The organism is Mesorhizobium sp. B2-3-10, assembly GCF_006442275.1.
Lineage (GTDB): Bacteria > Pseudomonadota > Alphaproteobacteria > Rhizobiales > Rhizobiaceae > Mesorhizobium > Mesorhizobium australicum.
The window spans coordinates 890754-907691 of record NZ_VFVT01000001.1; the positions used below are offsets into that span (position 1 = coordinate 890754).

General features: G+C 63.5%; 14 protein-coding genes and 1 riboswitch. Of the genes, 9 read left to right on the forward strand and 5 right to left on the reverse strand.

Annotated features, from left to right (window positions below):
* The first annotated feature begins 154 nt into the window (after positions 1 to 154).
* The 6 genes from FJ943_RS04530 to FJ943_RS04555 all read left to right on the forward strand — a co-directional run bounded on the left by FJ943_RS04530 (position 155) and on the right by FJ943_RS04555 (position 8223).
* The gene (locus tag FJ943_RS04530; RefSeq protein WP_318011828.1) at positions 155 to 994 is read left to right on the forward strand and encodes an outer membrane beta-barrel protein; all 840 of its coding nucleotides are present in this window, start codon (positions 155 to 157) and stop codon (positions 992 to 994) included.
* 257 nt (positions 995 to 1251) lie between these two features.
* On the forward strand, positions 1252 to 2427 hold the full coding sequence (locus tag FJ943_RS04535) for a phosphoserine transaminase (protein ID WP_140720008.1): 1176 nt from the start codon (positions 1252 to 1254) through the stop codon (positions 2425 to 2427).
* Positions 2428 to 2492: 65 nt separating this feature from the next.
* Positions 2493 to 4094, forward strand: coding sequence for a phosphoglycerate dehydrogenase (serA, locus tag FJ943_RS04540; RefSeq protein WP_140616645.1), 1602 nt, complete (start codon positions 2493 to 2495; stop codon positions 4092 to 4094).
* 426 nt (positions 4095 to 4520) lie between these two features.
* A complete protein-coding gene (locus FJ943_RS04545) occupies positions 4521 to 5216 on the forward strand; it encodes a gluconate 2-dehydrogenase subunit 3 family protein (RefSeq protein WP_246671825.1) in 696 nt (231 codons plus the stop codon).
* Positions 5217 to 5218: 2 nt separating this feature from the next.
* A complete protein-coding gene (locus tag FJ943_RS04550; protein WP_015315284.1) occupies positions 5219 to 6985 on the forward strand; it encodes a GMC family oxidoreductase in 1767 nt (588 codons plus the stop codon).
* A complete protein-coding gene (locus FJ943_RS04555; RefSeq protein ID WP_181174491.1) occupies positions 6982 to 8223 on the forward strand; it encodes a cytochrome c in 1242 nt (413 codons plus the stop codon). The genes FJ943_RS04550 and FJ943_RS04555 overlap by 4 nt, the downstream gene beginning before the upstream one ends.
* Positions 8224 to 8235: 12 nt before the next feature.
* On the opposite strand, the gene FJ943_RS04560 is transcribed toward FJ943_RS04555, so the two are convergent.
* Positions 8236 to 9132, reverse strand: coding sequence for a DMT family transporter (locus tag FJ943_RS04560; protein WP_140720010.1), 897 nt, complete (start codon positions 9130 to 9132; stop codon positions 8236 to 8238).
* Positions 9133 to 9343: 211 nt separating this feature from the next.
* On the opposite strand from FJ943_RS04560, the gene FJ943_RS04565 reads away from it, so the two are divergent.
* The gene (locus FJ943_RS04565) at positions 9344 to 10642 is read left to right on the forward strand and encodes an adenylosuccinate synthase (RefSeq protein ID WP_015315287.1); all 1299 of its coding nucleotides are present in this window, start codon (positions 9344 to 9346) and stop codon (positions 10640 to 10642) included.
* A gap of 77 nt (positions 10643 to 10719) precedes the next feature.
* Positions 10720 to 12471 (forward strand): hypothetical protein, encoded by a 1752-nt coding sequence (locus FJ943_RS04570; RefSeq protein ID WP_140720012.1) that lies wholly within the window; start codon positions 10720 to 10722, stop codon positions 12469 to 12471.
* Between the two features lie 27 nt (positions 12472 to 12498).
* On the opposite strand, the gene FJ943_RS04575 is transcribed toward FJ943_RS04570, so the two are convergent.
* The 4 genes from FJ943_RS04575 to FJ943_RS04590 form a co-directional block, all read right to left on the reverse strand.
* Positions 12499 to 12798, reverse strand: a complete 300-nt coding sequence (locus FJ943_RS04575; RefSeq protein WP_140662662.1) for a CcdB family protein — start codon at positions 12796 to 12798, stop codon at positions 12499 to 12501.
* Positions 12798 to 13040 (reverse strand): type II toxin-antitoxin system CcdA family antitoxin, encoded by a 243-nt coding sequence (locus FJ943_RS04580; RefSeq protein WP_140720014.1) that lies wholly within the window; start codon positions 13038 to 13040, stop codon positions 12798 to 12800. Before FJ943_RS04580 ends, FJ943_RS04575 begins: the two co-directional genes overlap by 1 nt.
* A gap of 151 nt (positions 13041 to 13191) precedes the next feature.
* On the reverse strand, positions 13192 to 15012 hold the full coding sequence (locus tag FJ943_RS04585; protein WP_140720016.1) for an ABC-F family ATP-binding cassette domain-containing protein: 1821 nt from the start codon (positions 15010 to 15012) through the stop codon (positions 13192 to 13194).
* Between the two features lies 1 nt (position 15013).
* A complete protein-coding gene (locus FJ943_RS04590; RefSeq protein ID WP_140720018.1) occupies positions 15014 to 15673 on the reverse strand; it encodes a thiamine diphosphokinase in 660 nt (219 codons plus the stop codon).
* Positions 15674 to 15759: 86 nt separating this feature from the next.
* Positions 15760 to 15874: riboswitch (TPP riboswitch) on the forward strand.
* Positions 15875 to 15917: 43 nt separating this feature from the next.
* On the opposite strand from FJ943_RS04590, the gene thiB reads away from it, so the two are divergent.
* Entirely contained in the window at positions 15918 to 16916 is a 999-nt protein-coding gene (gene thiB, locus FJ943_RS04595; protein WP_140720020.1) for a thiamine ABC transporter substrate binding subunit, read from the forward strand.
* Positions 16917 to 16938: the final 22 nt, after the last annotated feature.

Here is a 16938-nt window from a genome sequence, read left to right on the forward strand (position 1 = left end):
GGTCAGCCCGTTCGAAATCAATTCGCTAACCCTCTGTTAGCCTTAACCGGCACTTAACCACTATGGTTAACAATGGCTCATGAAACGTTGGCCGCCGTTGCTTGTTTGACGGCGCCGAATTCGGGAGCCGGGGACCATGATATCAATATCGCGTATGGCGCTGGCGCTTGCCGCACTGCTGTTGCCGCTGGCGCCTGCAATCGCCGCCGACTACGATCCGCCGATCTATGTCGACCAGGCGCCGGATTATGTGCCGGTCGAGGTCGGCTCCGGCTGGTACCTGCGCGGCGATGTAGGATATGCGTTCAGCCATCCATTCGATCACGAGGAGGTCTCGAGCGGGCCTCTGAACAGCTTTACGTCCGAGAGCAGCCTTTTTACGGGCAGCGTCGGCATGGGCTATCACGTCAACGACTATCTTCGTGTGGAACTGAATGGCGGGATTCTGCCGACCAATAAATTCGCCGATCACCAGAAACTTTCCACCACCTGCAAAGGCACTACGCTCGTAGATGACGGTTTCGGAACGATCAATTCCGCGCCCGCATCGCAGTTGTGCGATCAGGTCGACAATGGCAATAACAAAGCGTACAGTCTCATGGCCAATGGCTATGTCGACCTTGGCACTTATGTTGGGATCACTCCCTATATCGGCGGCGGCATCGGCCTTGCGTACAACAAATATTACAAGAGCATCGGCGCGAAGGATTGCGTGGAAACACCGGTCAACTCCGCCGGAACTGGCGGGTTTTTCTGCAATGATCCCGCAGGGTATGATGGCCAAACCGATACGGCTGCCAAATTCAACTTCGCTTACTCGATCGGCGCCGGGCTATCTTATCAGGTTACCAAGAACGTTTCCGTCGATCTGGGCTATGAGTATTTCTCGGTGCCGGACGGCAAGTATGTCGCCTATGACAATGGCGCCTTCAACATTCACAAGGGCATAGACTACCAGACGGTCAAGCTCGGGCTACGCTACGACCTCTGGTAAGGTTTGGGAAAGACGGGGCTTTGACGGCGGATCCCTGTGGTCCGCCGTTTGCGTTTGAATCACGAAATACTGCTTGCGGGCCTTCTTCTCGATGCATGCCGTAGCCCCAAAACCGCCGCGCACTTTTGGGCGACATGCATCCGGTATCCCGGCAGCGACAAAAACTTTCCTCTTGACGCCCGAAGCCTGAACGCATATCGCCGTCCGTGGGCCACCCCTCCCCAACGAGGGGCCACTATCTGGAAGGATAGACCACGATGACGACGCTTACGAAGCCCGGACTCCGTCCGGCAAATCCCAATTTTTCCTCTGGTCCCTGCGCAAAACGTCCCGGCTGGTCGGTCGAGGCGCTGAAAGCTGCCGCGCTCGGCCGCTCCCACCGCGCCAAGATCGGCAAGACCAAGATCGAGCAGGCGATCGCGTTGACGCGCGAGATACTCCAGGTTCCTGCCGACTACCGGATCGGCATCGTGCCGGCCTCCGACACAGGTGCCGTCGAGATGGCGCTGTGGTCGCTGCTCGGCGAGCGCGGCGTCGACATGGTCGCCTGGGAAAGCTTCGGCTCCGGCTGGATCACCGATGTCGTCAAGCAATTGAAGCTCGCCGATGTGCGCAAGATCGAGGCTGGCTACGGCGCGCTGCCGGATCTGGCCAAGATCGATTTCGATCGCGACGTGGTCTTCACTTGGAACGGCACGACCTCGGGCGTGCGCGTGCCGGACGGTGACTTCATTCCCGCCGATCGCAAGGGCCTGACCATTTGCGACGCTACTTCCGCGGCCTTCGCGCAAAGGCTCGACTTCGAGAAGCTCGATGTCGTGACCTTCTCCTGGCAGAAGGTGCTGGGCGGCGAGGGCGCGCATGGCATGCTGATCCTGTCGCCGCGCGCCGTAGCGCGGCTGGAGAGCTACAAGCCTTCATGGCCGCTGCCGAAAATCTTCCGCCTGACCTCGGGCGGCAAGCTGATCGAGGGCATTTTCAAGGGCGAAACCATCAACACGCCGTCGATGCTTTGCGTCGAGGATTATCTCGACGCGTTGAACTGGGCTAAGTCGGTCGGCGGCCTCGATGCGCTGATTGCCAGGGCGGATGCCAATGCCGCCGTGCTCGATCGGTTCGTGGAAAGATCATCCTGGCTCGGCCATCTTGCGGTGGCCCCGGCGACACGCTCGAACACGTCGGTCTGTCTGTCCTTCACCGACCCCGATATCGCGGCGCTCGACGCTGATGGACAGGCGGCGTTTGCCAAGGGCGTGGTCTCGACGCTCGACAAGGAAGGCGTCGCCTACGACATCGGTTCTTATCGCGATGCCCCGCCGGGATTGCGCATCTGGTGCGGCGCAACCGTCGAGACCTCCGATCTCGAAGCGCTGCTGCCTTGGCTCGACTGGGCCTTTGCCAGCCAGAAGGCGTCGCTCAAAGCGGCCGCCTGAGAGTTTCCGTGGCGGCCCCGAGGGCCGTCCGTTCCCGGATCAATTTCATTTTCAAGGAGGCCGCCATGGCGCCCCGCGTTCTCGTCTCTGACAAACTCTCTCCCACCGCCGTGCAGATCTTCAAGGATCGCGGCGTCGAGGTCGACTATCTGCCCGACCTCGGCAAGGACAAGGAAAAGCTGCTCGAAGTGATCGGCAAGTATGACGGTCTCGCCATCCGTTCGGCGACCAAGGTCACCGAGAAGCTGATCAACGCGGCCACCAATCTCAAGGTCGTCGGCCGCGCCGGCATCGGCGTCGACAATGTCGATATCCCGGCGGCAAGCCGCAAGGGTATCATCGTGATGAACACGCCCTTCGGCAATTCGATCACGACGGCCGAACACGCCGTGGCGATGATCTTCGCGCTCGCCCGCCAGATCCCGGAAGCCAACGCTTCGACCCATGCCGGCAAATGGGAGAAGAACCGCTTCATGGGCGTCGAGATCACCGGCAAGACGCTGGGCGTCATCGGCTGCGGCAATATCGGTTCGATCGTCGCCACACGCGGCGTCGGGCTGAAGATGCACGTCGTCGCCTTTGATCCGTTCCTGTCGGACAAGCGGGCCGAGGAGCTCGGCGTCGACAAGGTGGAACTGGACGAACTCTTCGCCCGCGCCGACTTCATCACGCTGCACACGCCCTTGACCGACAAGACCCGCAACATCATCGATGCGGCGGCGATCGCCAAGATGAAGAATGGCGTGCGCATCATCAACTGCGCGCGTGGCGGGCTGGTGGTCGAGGCCGACCTGGTCGCGGCGCTGAAGAGCGGCAAGGTGGCAGGCGCCGGCATCGATGTGTTCGAGGTCGAACCGGCGGAGCAGAATGCGCTGTTCGGCATGGAGAACGTTGTGGCGACACCACACCTTGGCGCCTCGACGGCGGAAGCGCAGGAGAATGTCGCGCTGCAGGTCGCCGAGCAGATGGCCGACTACCTGATCAAGGGCGCGGTCTCCAACGCCATCAACATGCCCTCGATCACGGCGGAAGAGGCACCGCGGCTGAAGCCGTTCGTCAAGCTCGCCGAAGTGCTGGGCGCCTTTGTCGGCCAGGTCACCGAGGATCCGATCAGCGAAGTCGAGATCCTGTTCGACGGCTCGACCGCGACGATGAACACGCGGGCGCTGATCAGTGCCGCCCTGGCCGGACTGATCCGGCCGCAGGTCGCCGACGTCAACATGGTGTCGGCGCCGATCATGGTGAAGGAGCGCGGCATCATCGTCGCCGAGGTCAAGCGCGACAAATCTGGCGTCTTCGACGGCTATATCAAGCTGACCGTCAAGACCGAGCACATGACCCGGTCGATCGCCGGTACCTGCTTTTCGGACGGCAAGCCGCGCTTCATTCAGATCAAGGGCATCAATCTCGACGCCGAGGTCGGCCAACACATGCTGTATACGACCAATGCCGATGCGCCCGGCATTATCGGCCTGCTCGGCACTGTCTGCGGCGAGAACGACGTCAACATCGCCAACTTCCAGCTTGGCCGCAACCGGCCGGGCGGTGACGCTATCGCACTGCTCTATCTCGACGCCCCGTTCCCGGAGAAAGTGCTGGAGCAGGTGCGCGACCACAAGTCGATCGATTCGGCAAAGCGGCTGCGGTTCGATGTGGGCGGGATCTAGCTCTCCACACCTTCTAAGGTGACAAGCCGTACATCAGACGCCCCGTTTGCCGGCATGCATGCGGGGCGTTTCCACGACCGCTGGCGCCGCCCGAGGGTTTGCGGCGTTGCGGGCGCCGCAGCAGGCGTCGCGCCAACGGCGTCCTTGCGTCAAGCTGCTGCAAGATATCCTTTTTAGCCGTCAGTACATTAGCGGATGTAGATAAGCATAAGGTCTGGCCCAATCTAACGATTTTGTGATCTGCTTGACGATCCCGGTTTCTTTTCGCACGCTGCGGTCAATTGATGGATGCGATCTAAACTTAACTGAGTTGGTCATAATTTTGTGCGCAACATCCGGCGCGCCTCTGTTGCTGTCGGGGTGCCTTCGATGGATCATCGCAATACTGTCCGACTGAGCCGGCGTCTTTTTCTGTCTTCGGCTGCGATGTTTACAGTGACGGCAACATCGGCAGGTTTTGCCCGATCCTTGTCCGGCTCGCTGCCCTGGGCACCGCTGTCTTCCGATCCTCCGATGCAGGTGGTGTCCGGCGGCTGGCAGTTCTTCACGCCGCAGGAAGCCGCGCTGGTCGAGGCTATCGTCGACCGCATCATCCCCGCCGACGATCTGTCGATGGGCGGCAAGGAGGCCGGCTGCGCCGTCTATATAGACCGTCAGTTGACGGGCGCGTTCGGAACGTCGAGCCGGCTCTACACAAAAGGACCGTTTCTGCCGGGATTGCCCACGCAGGGCTACCAGGGCGAGGCAAACCCCGCCCAGCGCTACCGCTCCGGCCTCGCCGCCATCGACGCTTTCCTGAAGCAGCGCGATGGCAAGACATTCGCCGAACTCCAGCCGGCCGATCAGGATACGTTCCTGGCCGCGATGGAAGCTGGAAAGGTCGACTTGCCCAATGAAGTCAAGGCTGCCGGCTTCTTCGGACTTCTGCTGCAGAACACGATGGAAGGGTTCTTTGCCGATCCGGTGTATGGCGGCAACAAGGACATGGTGTCGTGGCGCATGCTTGGTTTCCCCGGCGCGCGCTATGACTACCGGGATCACGTCAGCAAGCACAATCAGCCCTATCCGCGGCCGCCCGTCTCGATCGAGGGCAGCCCGGAATGGCTCGTAAAAAGGAGCTGACCATGACGACGATACTGCCCCGCAAGGACGTCGTGATCGTCGGCCTCGGCTGGACGGGGTCCATCCTTGCGCATGAACTGACCGATCAGGGCCTGGACGTGCTGGCCATCGAGCGTGGTCCCTGGCGCGACACGGCGACCGATTTCAACATCGGCTATGCGCAGGACGAGTTGCGCTACAGCGTGCGGCGCGACCTGTTCCTGCAGCCAGCCGTCGAAACCATGACGATGCGCAACGACCCTTCGCAGACGGCGCTGCCGATGCGCGATTTCGGCTCGTTCCTGCCCGGCAACGGCGTCGGCGGCGCAGGCGTCCATTGGAACGGCCACACCTGGCGGTTCTGGGACTCCGACTTCCAGATCAAGACCAACCTGACCAAGAAGTATGGCGCGGCGCGGATCGCCGATCTCCAGGTCGAGGACTGGGGCGTGACCGGCGCCGAGATGGAGCCGTATTACGACCAGTTCGAATATCTGGCGGGAATCTCGGGCAAGGCCGGCAATATCAAGGGGCAGATACAGGAAGGTGGCAACCCGTTCGAGGATCCGCGGTCCCGGGATTACCCAAATCCGCCAATGGAGATGACCTACGCGCCGACCCTGTTCGCCAATGCCGGCCGGTCCATGGGACTGCACCCGTTCCCGACACCGTCCGCCAACATGTCGCGGACCTATGTCAATCCGCTCGGCATCACCATGGGGCAGTGCACCTACTGCGGATTCTGCGAGCGGTTCGGCTGCGCCAACTACTCCAAATCCAGCGCCCAGACCACCATCCTTCCCGTGCTGATGAAGAAGGCCAATTTCGAGGTGCGCACCGACAGCGAGGTGCTGCATGTCGATCTCGCCGCCGGCGGCAAGTCCGCGCGAGGTGTCACTTACGTCGATACGTCGGGGCAGGAATTCTTCCAGCCGGCCGATCTCGTGCTTCTGTGCGCCTACGGCCTGCACAATGCCCGGCTGATGATGCTGTCGGGCATCGGCAAGATCTACGATCCCGCTACCGGCGAGGGCACCGTCGGGCGCAATTATTGCTACCAGACCAATGCCGGCGTGCAGGTGTTCTTCGACGACAAGAACTTCAACCCATTCATTGCCGCGGGCGCGCTCGGACAGACGATCGACGACTATAATGGCGACGCCTTCGACCATGGCGGCCTCGATTTCGTCGGCGGCGCGGGCATCAACTGCATTCCCACCAATGGACGTCCGATCGGGACGAGGCCGACGCTGCCCGGCACGCCGAAATGGGGTAGTGCCTGGAAGAAGGCGACCGTCGCGGGCTACAAAAGCACGCTTGGCTTCTCCTCGCAGGGCAGCAGCTACGCGACGCGCACCAACTACCTCGACCTCGATCCGACCTACAAGGATCGCTTCGGCCGGCCGCTCATGCGCATGACCTTCGATTTTCCCGACAATGATATCCGGATGTCGAATTATCTCTGCGACCGGATGGAGGAGATCGCCAAGACGCTTGGGGGCAAGCAGTACAATGTCGGCCGCCGCAAGAAGGGCTGGGACAGCGTCCCTTATCAAAGCACCCATAATACGGGCGGCGCCATCATGGGAACGGACCCTAGGAAGAGTGCGGTCAACAGTTTCCTGCAAAGCTGGGATGTGCCCAACGTCTTCGTCATCGGCGCCTCGGCCTTTCCGCAGAATGCCGGCAAGAATCCGACGGGAACGGTCGGCGCGCTCGCCTACCGCGCCGCTGACGGCATCCGCAATCACTATTTGCGCAATCCCGGCGCCCCCTTGGTGCAGGCATGAGGACGCTCGCCGCCGCCGCCGCCGCCGCCGCCGCCGCCGCCGCCGCCGCTGGCGCCGCCGTGCTGGCGATCACGCCGGCGCTCGCCGCCGACCAGGCCGACCAGATCATCCGTGGCCAATATCAGGCCGTGCTCGGCGATTGCGCCGGCTGTCATACCAGGCCGGGCGGCAAGCCGCTGGCCGGCGGCCTGCCGCTCGAAACGCCTTTCGGCGCACTGGTACCACCCAACATCACGCCCGACCACGAGACGGGTATCGGCAATTGGTCGGAGGCCGATTTCCGCAACATGATGAAGACCGGCGTCGGCCATAATGGCGTGCGGCTCTATCCCGCCATGCCTTACCCCGCCTATACCAGGATGAACGAGCAGGACATTTCCGACCTGTGGGCCTACATGACCACGGTCGACCCGGTCTCGAACAAGGTCGAAGCCAACCAGCTGCCGTTCCCGCTGAACATCCGGCTGGCGATGTGGGGCTGGAACCTCCTCAACTTCAGCGAGGCAAGCTTCCAGGCCGACCCCTCCAAATCGGCGGAATGGAACCGCGGCGCCTACATCGTCCAGGGCGCCGGGCACTGCGGCACCTGCCACACGCCCAAATCGTTCCTTGGAGCGGACCAAGACAGCGGCTTCCTGCAAGGCGCCTCGCTGCAGGGCTGGTTCGCCCCCGACATCACCAACAATGCTCAATCCGGCCTGGGCCAATGGTCGCAAGAGGATGTGGTCGCCTACCTCAAGACCGGCGTCAACGCGCATTCGATCGCATCCGGTCCGATGGCCGAGGCGATCGAGAACTCGACCTCCAAAATGACGGATCCCGACCTCAAGGCCGTGGCCGTCTATCTTAAGAGCCTGGGGCCGGACACCGGCAATGCGCAGGCGCCCAAGCCCGACGAGGCGCGTATGGTGGCGGGCGCGGCGATCTATCATGACAATTGCTCGGCCTGCCACGGCGGCGATGGCGCCGGGGCCGGAGCGCTTTTCCCAGCGCTTGTCGGCAACTCGATCGTCGCGCAGGGCAATCCCGAGACCCTGGCCCGCGTCGTTCTCGCCGGAAGCCAGGCGGTGCACACGGCCGGTGCGCCGACGACGCCTTCGATGCCCTCGCTGGCATGGCGGCTGAAGGACCAGGAAATCGCCGACGTGCTGACCTATGTGCGCGGCAGCTGGGGCAATTCCGCTCCGGCGGTCTCGTCGGACGATATCGCGGTGGTGCGCAAGGAATTGGTGCAGTAATCCCGGCGCGCGTCAGAAGCCAGACGCCATCTTGCGCCCGCTGTATTCGGCGAGCCCGATGCCGCCCAGAACGAGGATCAGCGCCAGCGCCTGATAGAGCTGGAAGGTCTCGCCGACGATCAGCACCGAAAGCAGCGTGCCGAAGATCGGCACCAGATTGATGAACAGGCCGGCGCGGTTGGCGCCGATCAGTTCGTTGCCCCTGATATAGGTTATCTGCGAGATGACCGAAGCGCCGATCGCGGTGTAGACGATGACCGCCCAGCCGCGGGCGTCGGGCACGATCACCTTGCTGGCGGCGGCTTCCCACAGGAAGAAGGGCAGTGAGGTGATGAGCGCGGCGAACGACATGGCCAGCATCAGGCTTTGCCAGCGCATCGCCGGCTTCAGCCGCAACCCGACCGAATAGCTGCTGTAGAGAACGACCGCGACCAGCATGATGGCGTCGCCGAAATTGAGCTCCAGCGTCAGCAGCCGGCGCGGATCGCCATGGCAGGCGGTCAGGATGACGCCGAAGACGGTCAGCATCACGCCGGCGATCTGCGCCCAGTTCACGCGCAGGCGGAAGAAAACGAAATTGGCTGTCATGATCAGGATCGGCATCGCCGCCTGTTCGATCGAGACATTGATCGCCGTGGTGTAGTTGAGTGCGGTGTAGAAGATGGTGTTGAACAGGGTGAAGCCGCTGGCGCCAAGCGCCGCCAGCACGAGCCAGTGACGGCGCACGACGGGCCAATCCTCCTGGATCGTGCGCCAGCCGATCGGCAGCAGGATCGCCACGGCCAGCATCCAGCGCAGGAAGACCAGCGTCATCGGCGAGACGTGGCCGACCGCCAGCTTGCCGGCCACCGAATTGCCACCCCACAGCAAGGTGGTGAGCAGCAGGAACATGTAGGCGTTTCGATGCATCGCTGGCTTCCGGCCGCGGGATGGGCCGCGGTGTTTGCCGGCCTATTGCCCCGGTCAGCCCAAGTAAATGATGTCAAAGCCGAAAATTGTTGTGCCTCAGGGCATTTTCGGCGGCAAAGAAAGGTCGCACTCGCGAGGTCTTGACGTTATAGAGGCCTGTCGTTTCGAACCATATCCAAGCCGCGCGGCGGCGTCTCAAGGGAAAAGAAACATGGCCAATGTGGTGGTCGTCGGCTCGCAGTGGGGCGACGAAGGCAAGGGCAAGATCGTCGACTGGCTGTCGGAGCGCGCCGATGTCGTGGTGCGTTTCCAGGGCGGCCACAATGCCGGCCACACGCTGGTCGTCGACGGCAAGGTCTACAAGCTGTCGCTGCTGCCTTCGGGCGTCGTGCGGGAAGGCAAGCTGTCCATCATCGGCAATGGCGTGGTCTTCGATCCTCATGCTTTCGTCGCCGAGGTGCAGAAACTGAAAGGCCAGGGCGTGGACGTGACGCCGGATCGCCTGAAAATAGCCGAAAACACGGCGCTTATCCTGTCCGTACACCGGGAGCTGGACGGGTTTCGCGAGGATGCCGCTTCGAATTCCGGAACAAAGATTGGCACGACCCGACGCGGGATCGGCCCCGCCTACGAGGACAAGGTGGGGCGGCGCGCGGTGCGGGTGATGGATCTGGCGGATTTGGAAACTTTGCCCCTGAAGGTCGACAGGCTGCTGACGCACCACAATGCGCTGCGTCGCGGGCTCGGCCATGACGAAGTCACGCATGATGCGATCATGCAGGAATTGACCTCGGTCGCGAACGACATCCTGCCCTACATGGACCGCGTCTGGAAGGTGCTCGACGACAAGCGCCGCGCCGGCGAGCGCATCCTGTTCGAGGGCGCACAAGGCACGCTGCTCGACATCGACCACGGCACCTATCCGTTCGTCACCTCGTCCAACACGGTCGCCGGCCAGGCCGCCGCCGGCTCCGGCGTCGGCCCGGGCGCCATCGGCTATGTTCTCGGCATCACCAAGGCCTACACGACGCGTGTCGGCGAAGGTCCGTTCCCGACCGAGCAGAAGAACGAGATCGGCGAATTCCTCGGCACGCGCGGCCATGAATTCGGTGTCGTCACCGGGCGCAAGCGCCGCTGCGGCTGGTTCGACGCGGTGCTGGTGCGCCAGGCGGTTGCCGTCAACGGCATCAAAGGCATCGCGCTGACCAAGCTCGACGTGCTCGACGGGTTGGATGAGATCAAGGTCTGCACCGGCTACAGGCTGGACGGCGAGACGATCGACTATCTGCCGGCAAGCCAGGGCGCCCAGGCTCGCGTGGAACCCATCTACGAGACCTTGGAAGGCTGGAAGGGCACCACCGCCGGCGCACGCAGCTGGAACGACCTTCCGGCCCAGGCCGTCAAATATGTCCGATACATAGAGGAGTTGATCGGCGCGCCGGTCGCACTCCTCTCCACCAGCCCGGAACGGGACGACACGATACTTGTGACCGATCCGTTTCAAGACTAGTTTCTGAAGCCTTTCCGGGCATCGCGGCTGATTTGCGGGGGCCGGCGCGGAGGCAAAAAATACAGGTCGACTGAAGCATGGCAGATTTCGTTGCTGTTCTGAAAAACGCGTTCGAGAAGCACGGCGACGAGACGCCCGAGAAGCGTACGCGCATCTATAACAGCGTGCGCGCCATGCTGGCGAAGAAGCTGGCGGAATATTCGCCGCCGCTGGCTTCCGAGGCCATAGACAAACAGAAACGCGCGCTGGACGACGCCATTGCCGGCGTCGAGCGGGGCTATGTCAAGAGTGTGCCCGAGCCGGATCCGCTCGCGGAACTGGAACACATCTTTTCCTCCATCGACCGCAACAAGAACCAGTCGAACCACGTCAAGCAGCCGGCCAAGGCGGAACCGGCTCCCGCTCCGTCTCCGTATCGGCCCGCTCCTGCCGCGGCCAGCCCGGAGCCATACAAACCGGCGCAGCCCGTTGCCAATGCCGAGCCCTACCGGCCCGCTCCAGCCGCCAAGGTCGAGCCTGGCTGGCAAAGGCCGGCGCCGGTGCAGCCCGCTCCGGACTTTTCCGAGAAGACCTTGCCGGGGATGGACGCGGATCGGGACGACGACCAGGACGACGTCTTTGCCGATGACGAAGCGCCTGCCGCCACCGACACTTTCGAGCGTTTGCGGCCGGCCGAACGCAAACGCAGCTATGGCGGGCTGATCGCCGCCGTGGTCGCACTGCTGGTCGTTGCCGGCGGCGGCTACGGCATCTGGCTGAACAAGGATGCCTTCGGCAAGATGCTGGGCCTGGAGAGCAGCAAGGTTGTTGCCAAGACCGAACCGGTGAAAACGACGCCGGCCAAGCCGGCGACCGATACCACGGCCACGCCGCCGGCGCTCGCGACCGGCGCGGAAGGCACGAAATTCACGCAGCGGCTGACGCCTGAAGGCGGCGAAACCGACCCCGGCCCAGCCGGTGGGCAAAGCGGCGTAGGCGAGGGCGAATCCGTCGCCGCGCTGACGACACCGCCGACGGCAACGAATGCGCCGGCCACGGCAGCGCCGGCGGCTCCCGCGCCGGCTGCCAATACGCCCGCTGCCAATGCGCCCGCTGCCGGTACGCCCGCGGCAGGCGCACCAGCCGCGACCACGCCCGCGGCGGGCACCCCGGCCGCGACACCACCCGCCAACGGAACCGCGCCCGCGGCGCTGGCCGATGCCGCAGCCACGCCGCCGCCCGCACCGGCAGCCGCAACGCCGCCGGCGGCACCGGCTGTGGCGCCAACCTCGGTTCCGGTCGGCCAGAAGGCGATCTTCTATGAGGAGCGCACCAGCACCGCGCAGGGTTCAGCCGAGCCCGGCAGCATCGTCTGGTCGCTGGTGCAGGAATCGCCCGGCGGCGACCTGCCGCCCGAGCCGGCGATCCGTGCCGAGGCGACCATTCCCGGCAAGGACATCCAGTTGCGCATGACCATCCGTCGCAACACCGACCAGACCCTGCCGGCCAGCCATATCATCGAGATGATCTTCCTGACCCCAGACGGGTTCGAGGGCGGCGGCGTCGACAATATATTGCGCGTTGCCATGAAGAGTTCGGAACAGGACGCCGGCAGCCCGCTGATCGGCATCCCGGCCAAGATCGCCGACGGCTTCTTCCTCGTCGCGCTCAACGACACCAAGGCCGACGAAGACGCCAACATGACCCTGTTGCGCGGCCAGGACTGGATCGACGTGCCGGTCGTCTACAAGACCGGACGGCGGGCACTGCTGACCATGGAAAAGGGCATTCCCGGCGAGAAGGTGTTCGACGAGGCGATCAAGGCCTGGCAGGCCAAGACGGCGGGCTGAGACGGGCGGCGTAACGGTCGCCTCCGTTCAGAATCCTTGGAACAGCATGTCGAGCGCGGCAACGATGTCATCGTGATGCTTCGCCAGGTTCAGCCGACTTTCAACCAATTCGCTTGCGGGAACGGTGGCGATCAGGTGTGTCGCCATGACCAGCTTCCGTCCATTGATCTCGAAGATCGGATGAAGCTTTCGCATTGGCGGCGGCACCGTTGCGACCGGCAGAAGCGGAACGACAACCCGCGTCTTGAAATTGTCGAGCAGGTCGGATTGGACGTCGAGCAAATAGTTGCCTTCAACGCGACCGGCGAAGACATCATAGCGGGGCATCAGAACTGCCGATACTCTTCCAACGGGATGCCGTTCTTGTCGATGTAGTCGTTCCACGCATCCATCGTGGTACGGTTCTCAAGCTTCCACAGCCGCGTCTTTTCAGCTGCCACCGCCTCCGCGATGCCGGCTTCCGCAGCGCGCGAGACATTCACGTCAAGCCCCTTGGCTTCCCGCATGAGGTTCGAGTCGATCGACAGATTTGCTGGCTGACGGATCGCATTCAAGGCAATCTTACGCATAATGGCCTCCGCAATGCGCATAATGTATGCGCATTGCGATGTGGAGGCAATGCTCAGGCGCAGCAGACGGAGCGCCCGCTATGGCTCAGGGCGCTCCGTCGCTTCAATCGACAAATCGTTGTCGATCGATCCGCCCACGGCCGACCGCTCTTCACCCTTCCATCTCCTCGCGCAGCATCTCCAGTTCCAGCCATTCTTCCTCGAGCGCGGCCAAGGTCGCACGCTCCTTGTCGAGGGCGGCGATCGTCTTCTGGAACGAGGCCGGGTCGCGTTCGTAATAGGCCGGGTCGGCGATGTTGTTCTCCAGCCGCGAGATCGACGCGGTCACTGCCTCGATCTTCTTGGGCAGGGACTCCAGCGCGAACTTCTGCTTGAACGACAATTTCTTCGCCGGCCCTTTTGGCGCCGCCGGATCGCTCTTGCCCGGTGCCGGCGCATCGCCGGCTTCCGCCTTGGCGCGCGCCTTGCGGTCGTCAAGCCTGGTGCCGCCGCGCTGCGCCAGCATGTCGGAATAGCCGCCGGCATATTCGACCCAGCGGCCGCCGCCGTCCGGCGCGATGATGCTGGTGACTGTGCGGTCGAGGAAATCGCGGTCGTGGCTGACCAGGATGACGGTGCCGGCAAAGCCGGCGACCAGTTCCTGCAGCAGTTCCAGCGTCTCCATGTCGAGATCGTTGGTCGGCTCATCGAGAACCAGAAGATTTGCAGGCCGTGCCAGCACGCGCGCCAGGATCAGCCGCGCCCGTTCGCCGCCGGACAGCTCGCGCACCGGCGTGCGGGCCTGTTCCGGCTTGAACAGGAAATCCTTCATATAGGACACGACATGGCGCTGCTCGCCATTGATGACGAGGTTCTCGCCGCGCCCGTCGGTCAGATATTGCGCCAGCGTCTCTTGCGGGTCGACCGCCTCGCGCTTCTGGTCGAGCGTGGCGATCTCCAGATTGGTGCCAAGCCGTATCGAACCCGCGTCCGGCGCCAATTCGCCGGTCAGCATCTTCAGAAGTGTCGTCTTGCCGGCGCCGTTCGGCCCGACAAGGCCGACGCGGTCGCCGCGCTGGATGCGGGTCGAGAACCCCTTGACGACGGTGAGGTCGCCAAAGCTCTTCTCGATGTTCTTGGCCTCGATCACCAGCTTGCCGGATTCGGCGGCGTCGCTTGCCACCATTGTCGCGGTGCCTTCGGCGCCGCGATGGCCGCGAAAACGCTGACGCATGGTCTGCAATTCGCCCAGACGCCGCATATTGCGCTTGCGCCGCGCCGTCACCCCGTAGCGCAGCCAGTGCTCCTCGCGCACGATTTGGCGGCCGAGCTTGTGCTGCTCGCGCTCTTCCTCTTCCAGCACCAGGTCGCGCCATTCCTCGAAATGGCCAAAGCCCTTGTCCAGCCTGCGCGTCTGGCCGCGATCGAGCCAGACTGTGGCGCGCGACACGCGCTCGAGGAAGCGGCGGTCATGCGAGATGACGATGAGTGCCGAGGAGGTCCGGACGAGCTCTTCTTCCAGCCATTCGATGACAGATAAATCAAGATGGTTAGTCGGCTCATCAAGAAGCAGGATGTCAGGCTCCGGCGCCATGACGCGGGCAAGCGCGGCGCGCCTGGCCTCTCCGCCGGACAGGTCGCCAGGCCGTTCCTCGCCCGACAGGCCGAGATGCTCCATCAGATAGCTGGCGCGGTAGGGATCGTCGGCGGGCCCGAGCCCGGCCTCGACATAGGCGCGCACGGTTGCAAAGCCGTCCATGTCGGGCATTTGCGGCAGATAACGCACCGTCGCCGAAGGCTGGCGGAACACCTCGCCGTCCTGTGGTTCGATCAGGCCGGCGGCGATCTTGAGCAGCGTCGACTTGCCGGACCCGTTGCGGCCGACCAGCGCGATCTTGTCGCCGGCCGAAGCGGTCAAGGCGGCGCCGTCGAGCAGCGGCGCGCCGCCGAAGGTCAGTCTTATCCCGTCGAGATTGAGAAGAGGCGGGGCCATGTCAGCTTTCGGGCAATGGATAGGGATGGGCGAGCAGCAGCGCGCGGCCATGGCCGAGCGCGATGTCGAGGCGGCCCCCGGTCTTGCCGAACTTGACCTCGTTGGAAATGGTCAGCGACGAACCGAACGCCACCTCGACCTTGTCGAGCGGCCATTTGGCGCCGGTGACGGTCAGGCCGGAGAGTTCGGAGAAGCCGAGAATCGAGAACAGCGTGCCGTCGGCATAATCGAAGCCGGCCCTGCCGGGCGGCAAGGGAACACCTTCCTGGGCGCCGCTGGTCAGAAGCACATCCATTCCGGCCTCGGCCAGCCGCAGGCCAAGCGCCAGATGCAGGAAGGCGTGATCGGCGCGCTTGCCGCCGAAGGCGCCCGCCAGCACAAGGCGGGTCGCCCCGCGCTCCAGTGCGGCCGCGATCGCCAGTTCTCCGTCGGTCTTGTCCTTTTCCGCCGGGAAGGTTTGCCGCGGCACGGCGGCGAGGTCGGCGGGCAGATCAGCCGGGACCGAATCGAAATCACCCACCCACAGTTCCGGCACGAGGCCCAGCATCCGCGCATGGCCGATGCCGGCGTCGGCGGCGATGACGCGCGAGCCTTCGACCTGGCGGTCGAGCCGAGGCGTGCGGATGAGGTCGCCGCCAAGCAGGATGGTGAATGTGCTCATATCCCGTCGCCTTACCAGCCCGGCACGGGAAACGGAAGGCGGCAAAGTCCCACTTGCGCGGGTCATCGGCCCGGCCTATGTGTCGAAACGCTCTAACGGGGTGCCGGACGCGAATTTCGCGGGCCGGCTGAGAGGCAGTGTCGCCAACCCGCTGAACCTGATCCGGTTTGTACCGGCGGAGGGATTAGACGTTTCGGACACTCCGACGCCTCAATTCCTTTCAACGCAAACGAAGGAGGCGCCGATGCGCACGCTTTTATATTCTCTGATCGCCGCCACGGCAGTGACCCTGTCCGGGCCGGCCTTGGCCAAGGACAAGCTCACCGTCTACACCTATGAGAGCTTCACCGCCGACTGGGGTCCAGGTCCCGTGGTGAAGAAGGAATTCGAGGCAGAATGCGGCTGCGATCTCGAGTTCGTCTCGGTCGCCGATGGCGTGGCGCTGCTCAACCGCGTCAAGCTGGAAGGCGCTTCGACCAAAGCCGACATCGTGCTCGGTCTCGACACCAATCTCACCGCCGATGCCAAGGCCTCGGGCCTGTTCGCGCCACATGGCGCAATAACGGACGTCAACGTGCCGGGTGGCTGGAGCGACGATACTTTTGTTCCCTTCGACTATGGCTACTTCGCCGTCGTCTACGATACCCAGAAGCTGAAATCGCCGCCGAAAAGCCTGAAGGATTTGGTCGAGGGCAGCGCCGACGACAAGATCGTCATCCAGGACCCGCGCACATCGACGCCCGGCCTCGGCCTGCTGTTGTGGGTGAAGTCGGTCTATGGCGACAAGGCGCCGGAGGCCTGGGCCAAGCTCAAGACCAAGGTCCTGACCGTGACGCCGGGCTGGAGCGAAGCCTATGGCCTGTTCACCAAGGGCGAGGCACCGATGGTGCTGTCCTACACCACCTCGCCGGCCTACCACATGGTCGCCGAGAACACCGAGCGCTATCAGGCGGCCTCGTTCGAGGAAGGCGAATATCTGCAGATCGAGGTCGCGGGCATCACCACGACCGGCGCCAAGAATCCGCTGGCGGAAAAGTTCATGGCCTTCATGACCGGGCCGAAATTCCAGGACGCCATCCCCGAGACCAACTGGATGTTCCCGGCCGGCAAGACCAACAAGCCGCTCAACCCCGCCTTCGACAAACTGGTCAAGCCGACCAAAACCTTGCTGTTCAGCCCGGAGGAGGTGGCGGCCAACCGCAAGGCATGGGTCGATGAATGGCTGGCGGTGATGAGCAAGTAGGTTTTGTGGGCTAATCTCGTGA

Coding starts and splice junctions, on each gene's coding strand:
- FJ943_RS04530 (WP_318011828.1), top strand. CDS start 155: ATGGCGCTGGCGCTTGCCGCACTGCTGTTGCCGCTGGCGCCTGCAATC.
- FJ943_RS04535 (WP_140720008.1), top strand. CDS start 1,252: ATGACGACGCTTACGAAGCCCGGACTCCGTCCGGCAAATCCCAATTTT.
- serA (WP_140616645.1), top strand. CDS start 2,493: ATGGCGCCCCGCGTTCTCGTCTCTGACAAACTCTCTCCCACCGCCGTG.
- FJ943_RS04545 (WP_246671825.1), top strand. CDS start 4,521: ATGTTTACAGTGACGGCAACATCGGCAGGTTTTGCCCGATCCTTGTCC.
- FJ943_RS04550 (WP_015315284.1), top strand. CDS start 5,219: ATGACGACGATACTGCCCCGCAAGGACGTCGTGATCGTCGGCCTCGGC.
- FJ943_RS04555 (WP_181174491.1), top strand. CDS start 6,982: ATGAGGACGCTCGCCGCCGCCGCCGCCGCCGCCGCCGCCGCCGCCGCC.
- FJ943_RS04560 (WP_140720010.1), bottom strand. CDS start 9,132: ATGCATCGAAACGCCTACATGTTCCTGCTGCTCACCACCTTGCTGTGG.
- FJ943_RS04565 (WP_015315287.1), top strand. CDS start 9,344: ATGGCCAATGTGGTGGTCGTCGGCTCGCAGTGGGGCGACGAAGGCAAG.
- FJ943_RS04570 (WP_140720012.1), top strand. CDS start 10,720: ATGGCAGATTTCGTTGCTGTTCTGAAAAACGCGTTCGAGAAGCACGGC.
- FJ943_RS04575 (WP_140662662.1), bottom strand. CDS start 12,798: ATGCCCCGCTATGATGTCTTCGCCGGTCGCGTTGAAGGCAACTATTTG.
- FJ943_RS04580 (WP_140720014.1), bottom strand. CDS start 13,040: ATGCGTAAGATTGCCTTGAATGCGATCCGTCAGCCAGCAAATCTGTCG.
- FJ943_RS04585 (WP_140720016.1), bottom strand. CDS start 15,012: ATGGCCCCGCCTCTTCTCAATCTCGACGGGATAAGACTGACCTTCGGC.
- FJ943_RS04590 (WP_140720018.1), bottom strand. CDS start 15,673: ATGAGCACATTCACCATCCTGCTTGGCGGCGACCTCATCCGCACGCCT.
- thiB (WP_140720020.1), top strand. CDS start 15,918: ATGCGCACGCTTTTATATTCTCTGATCGCCGCCACGGCAGTGACCCTG.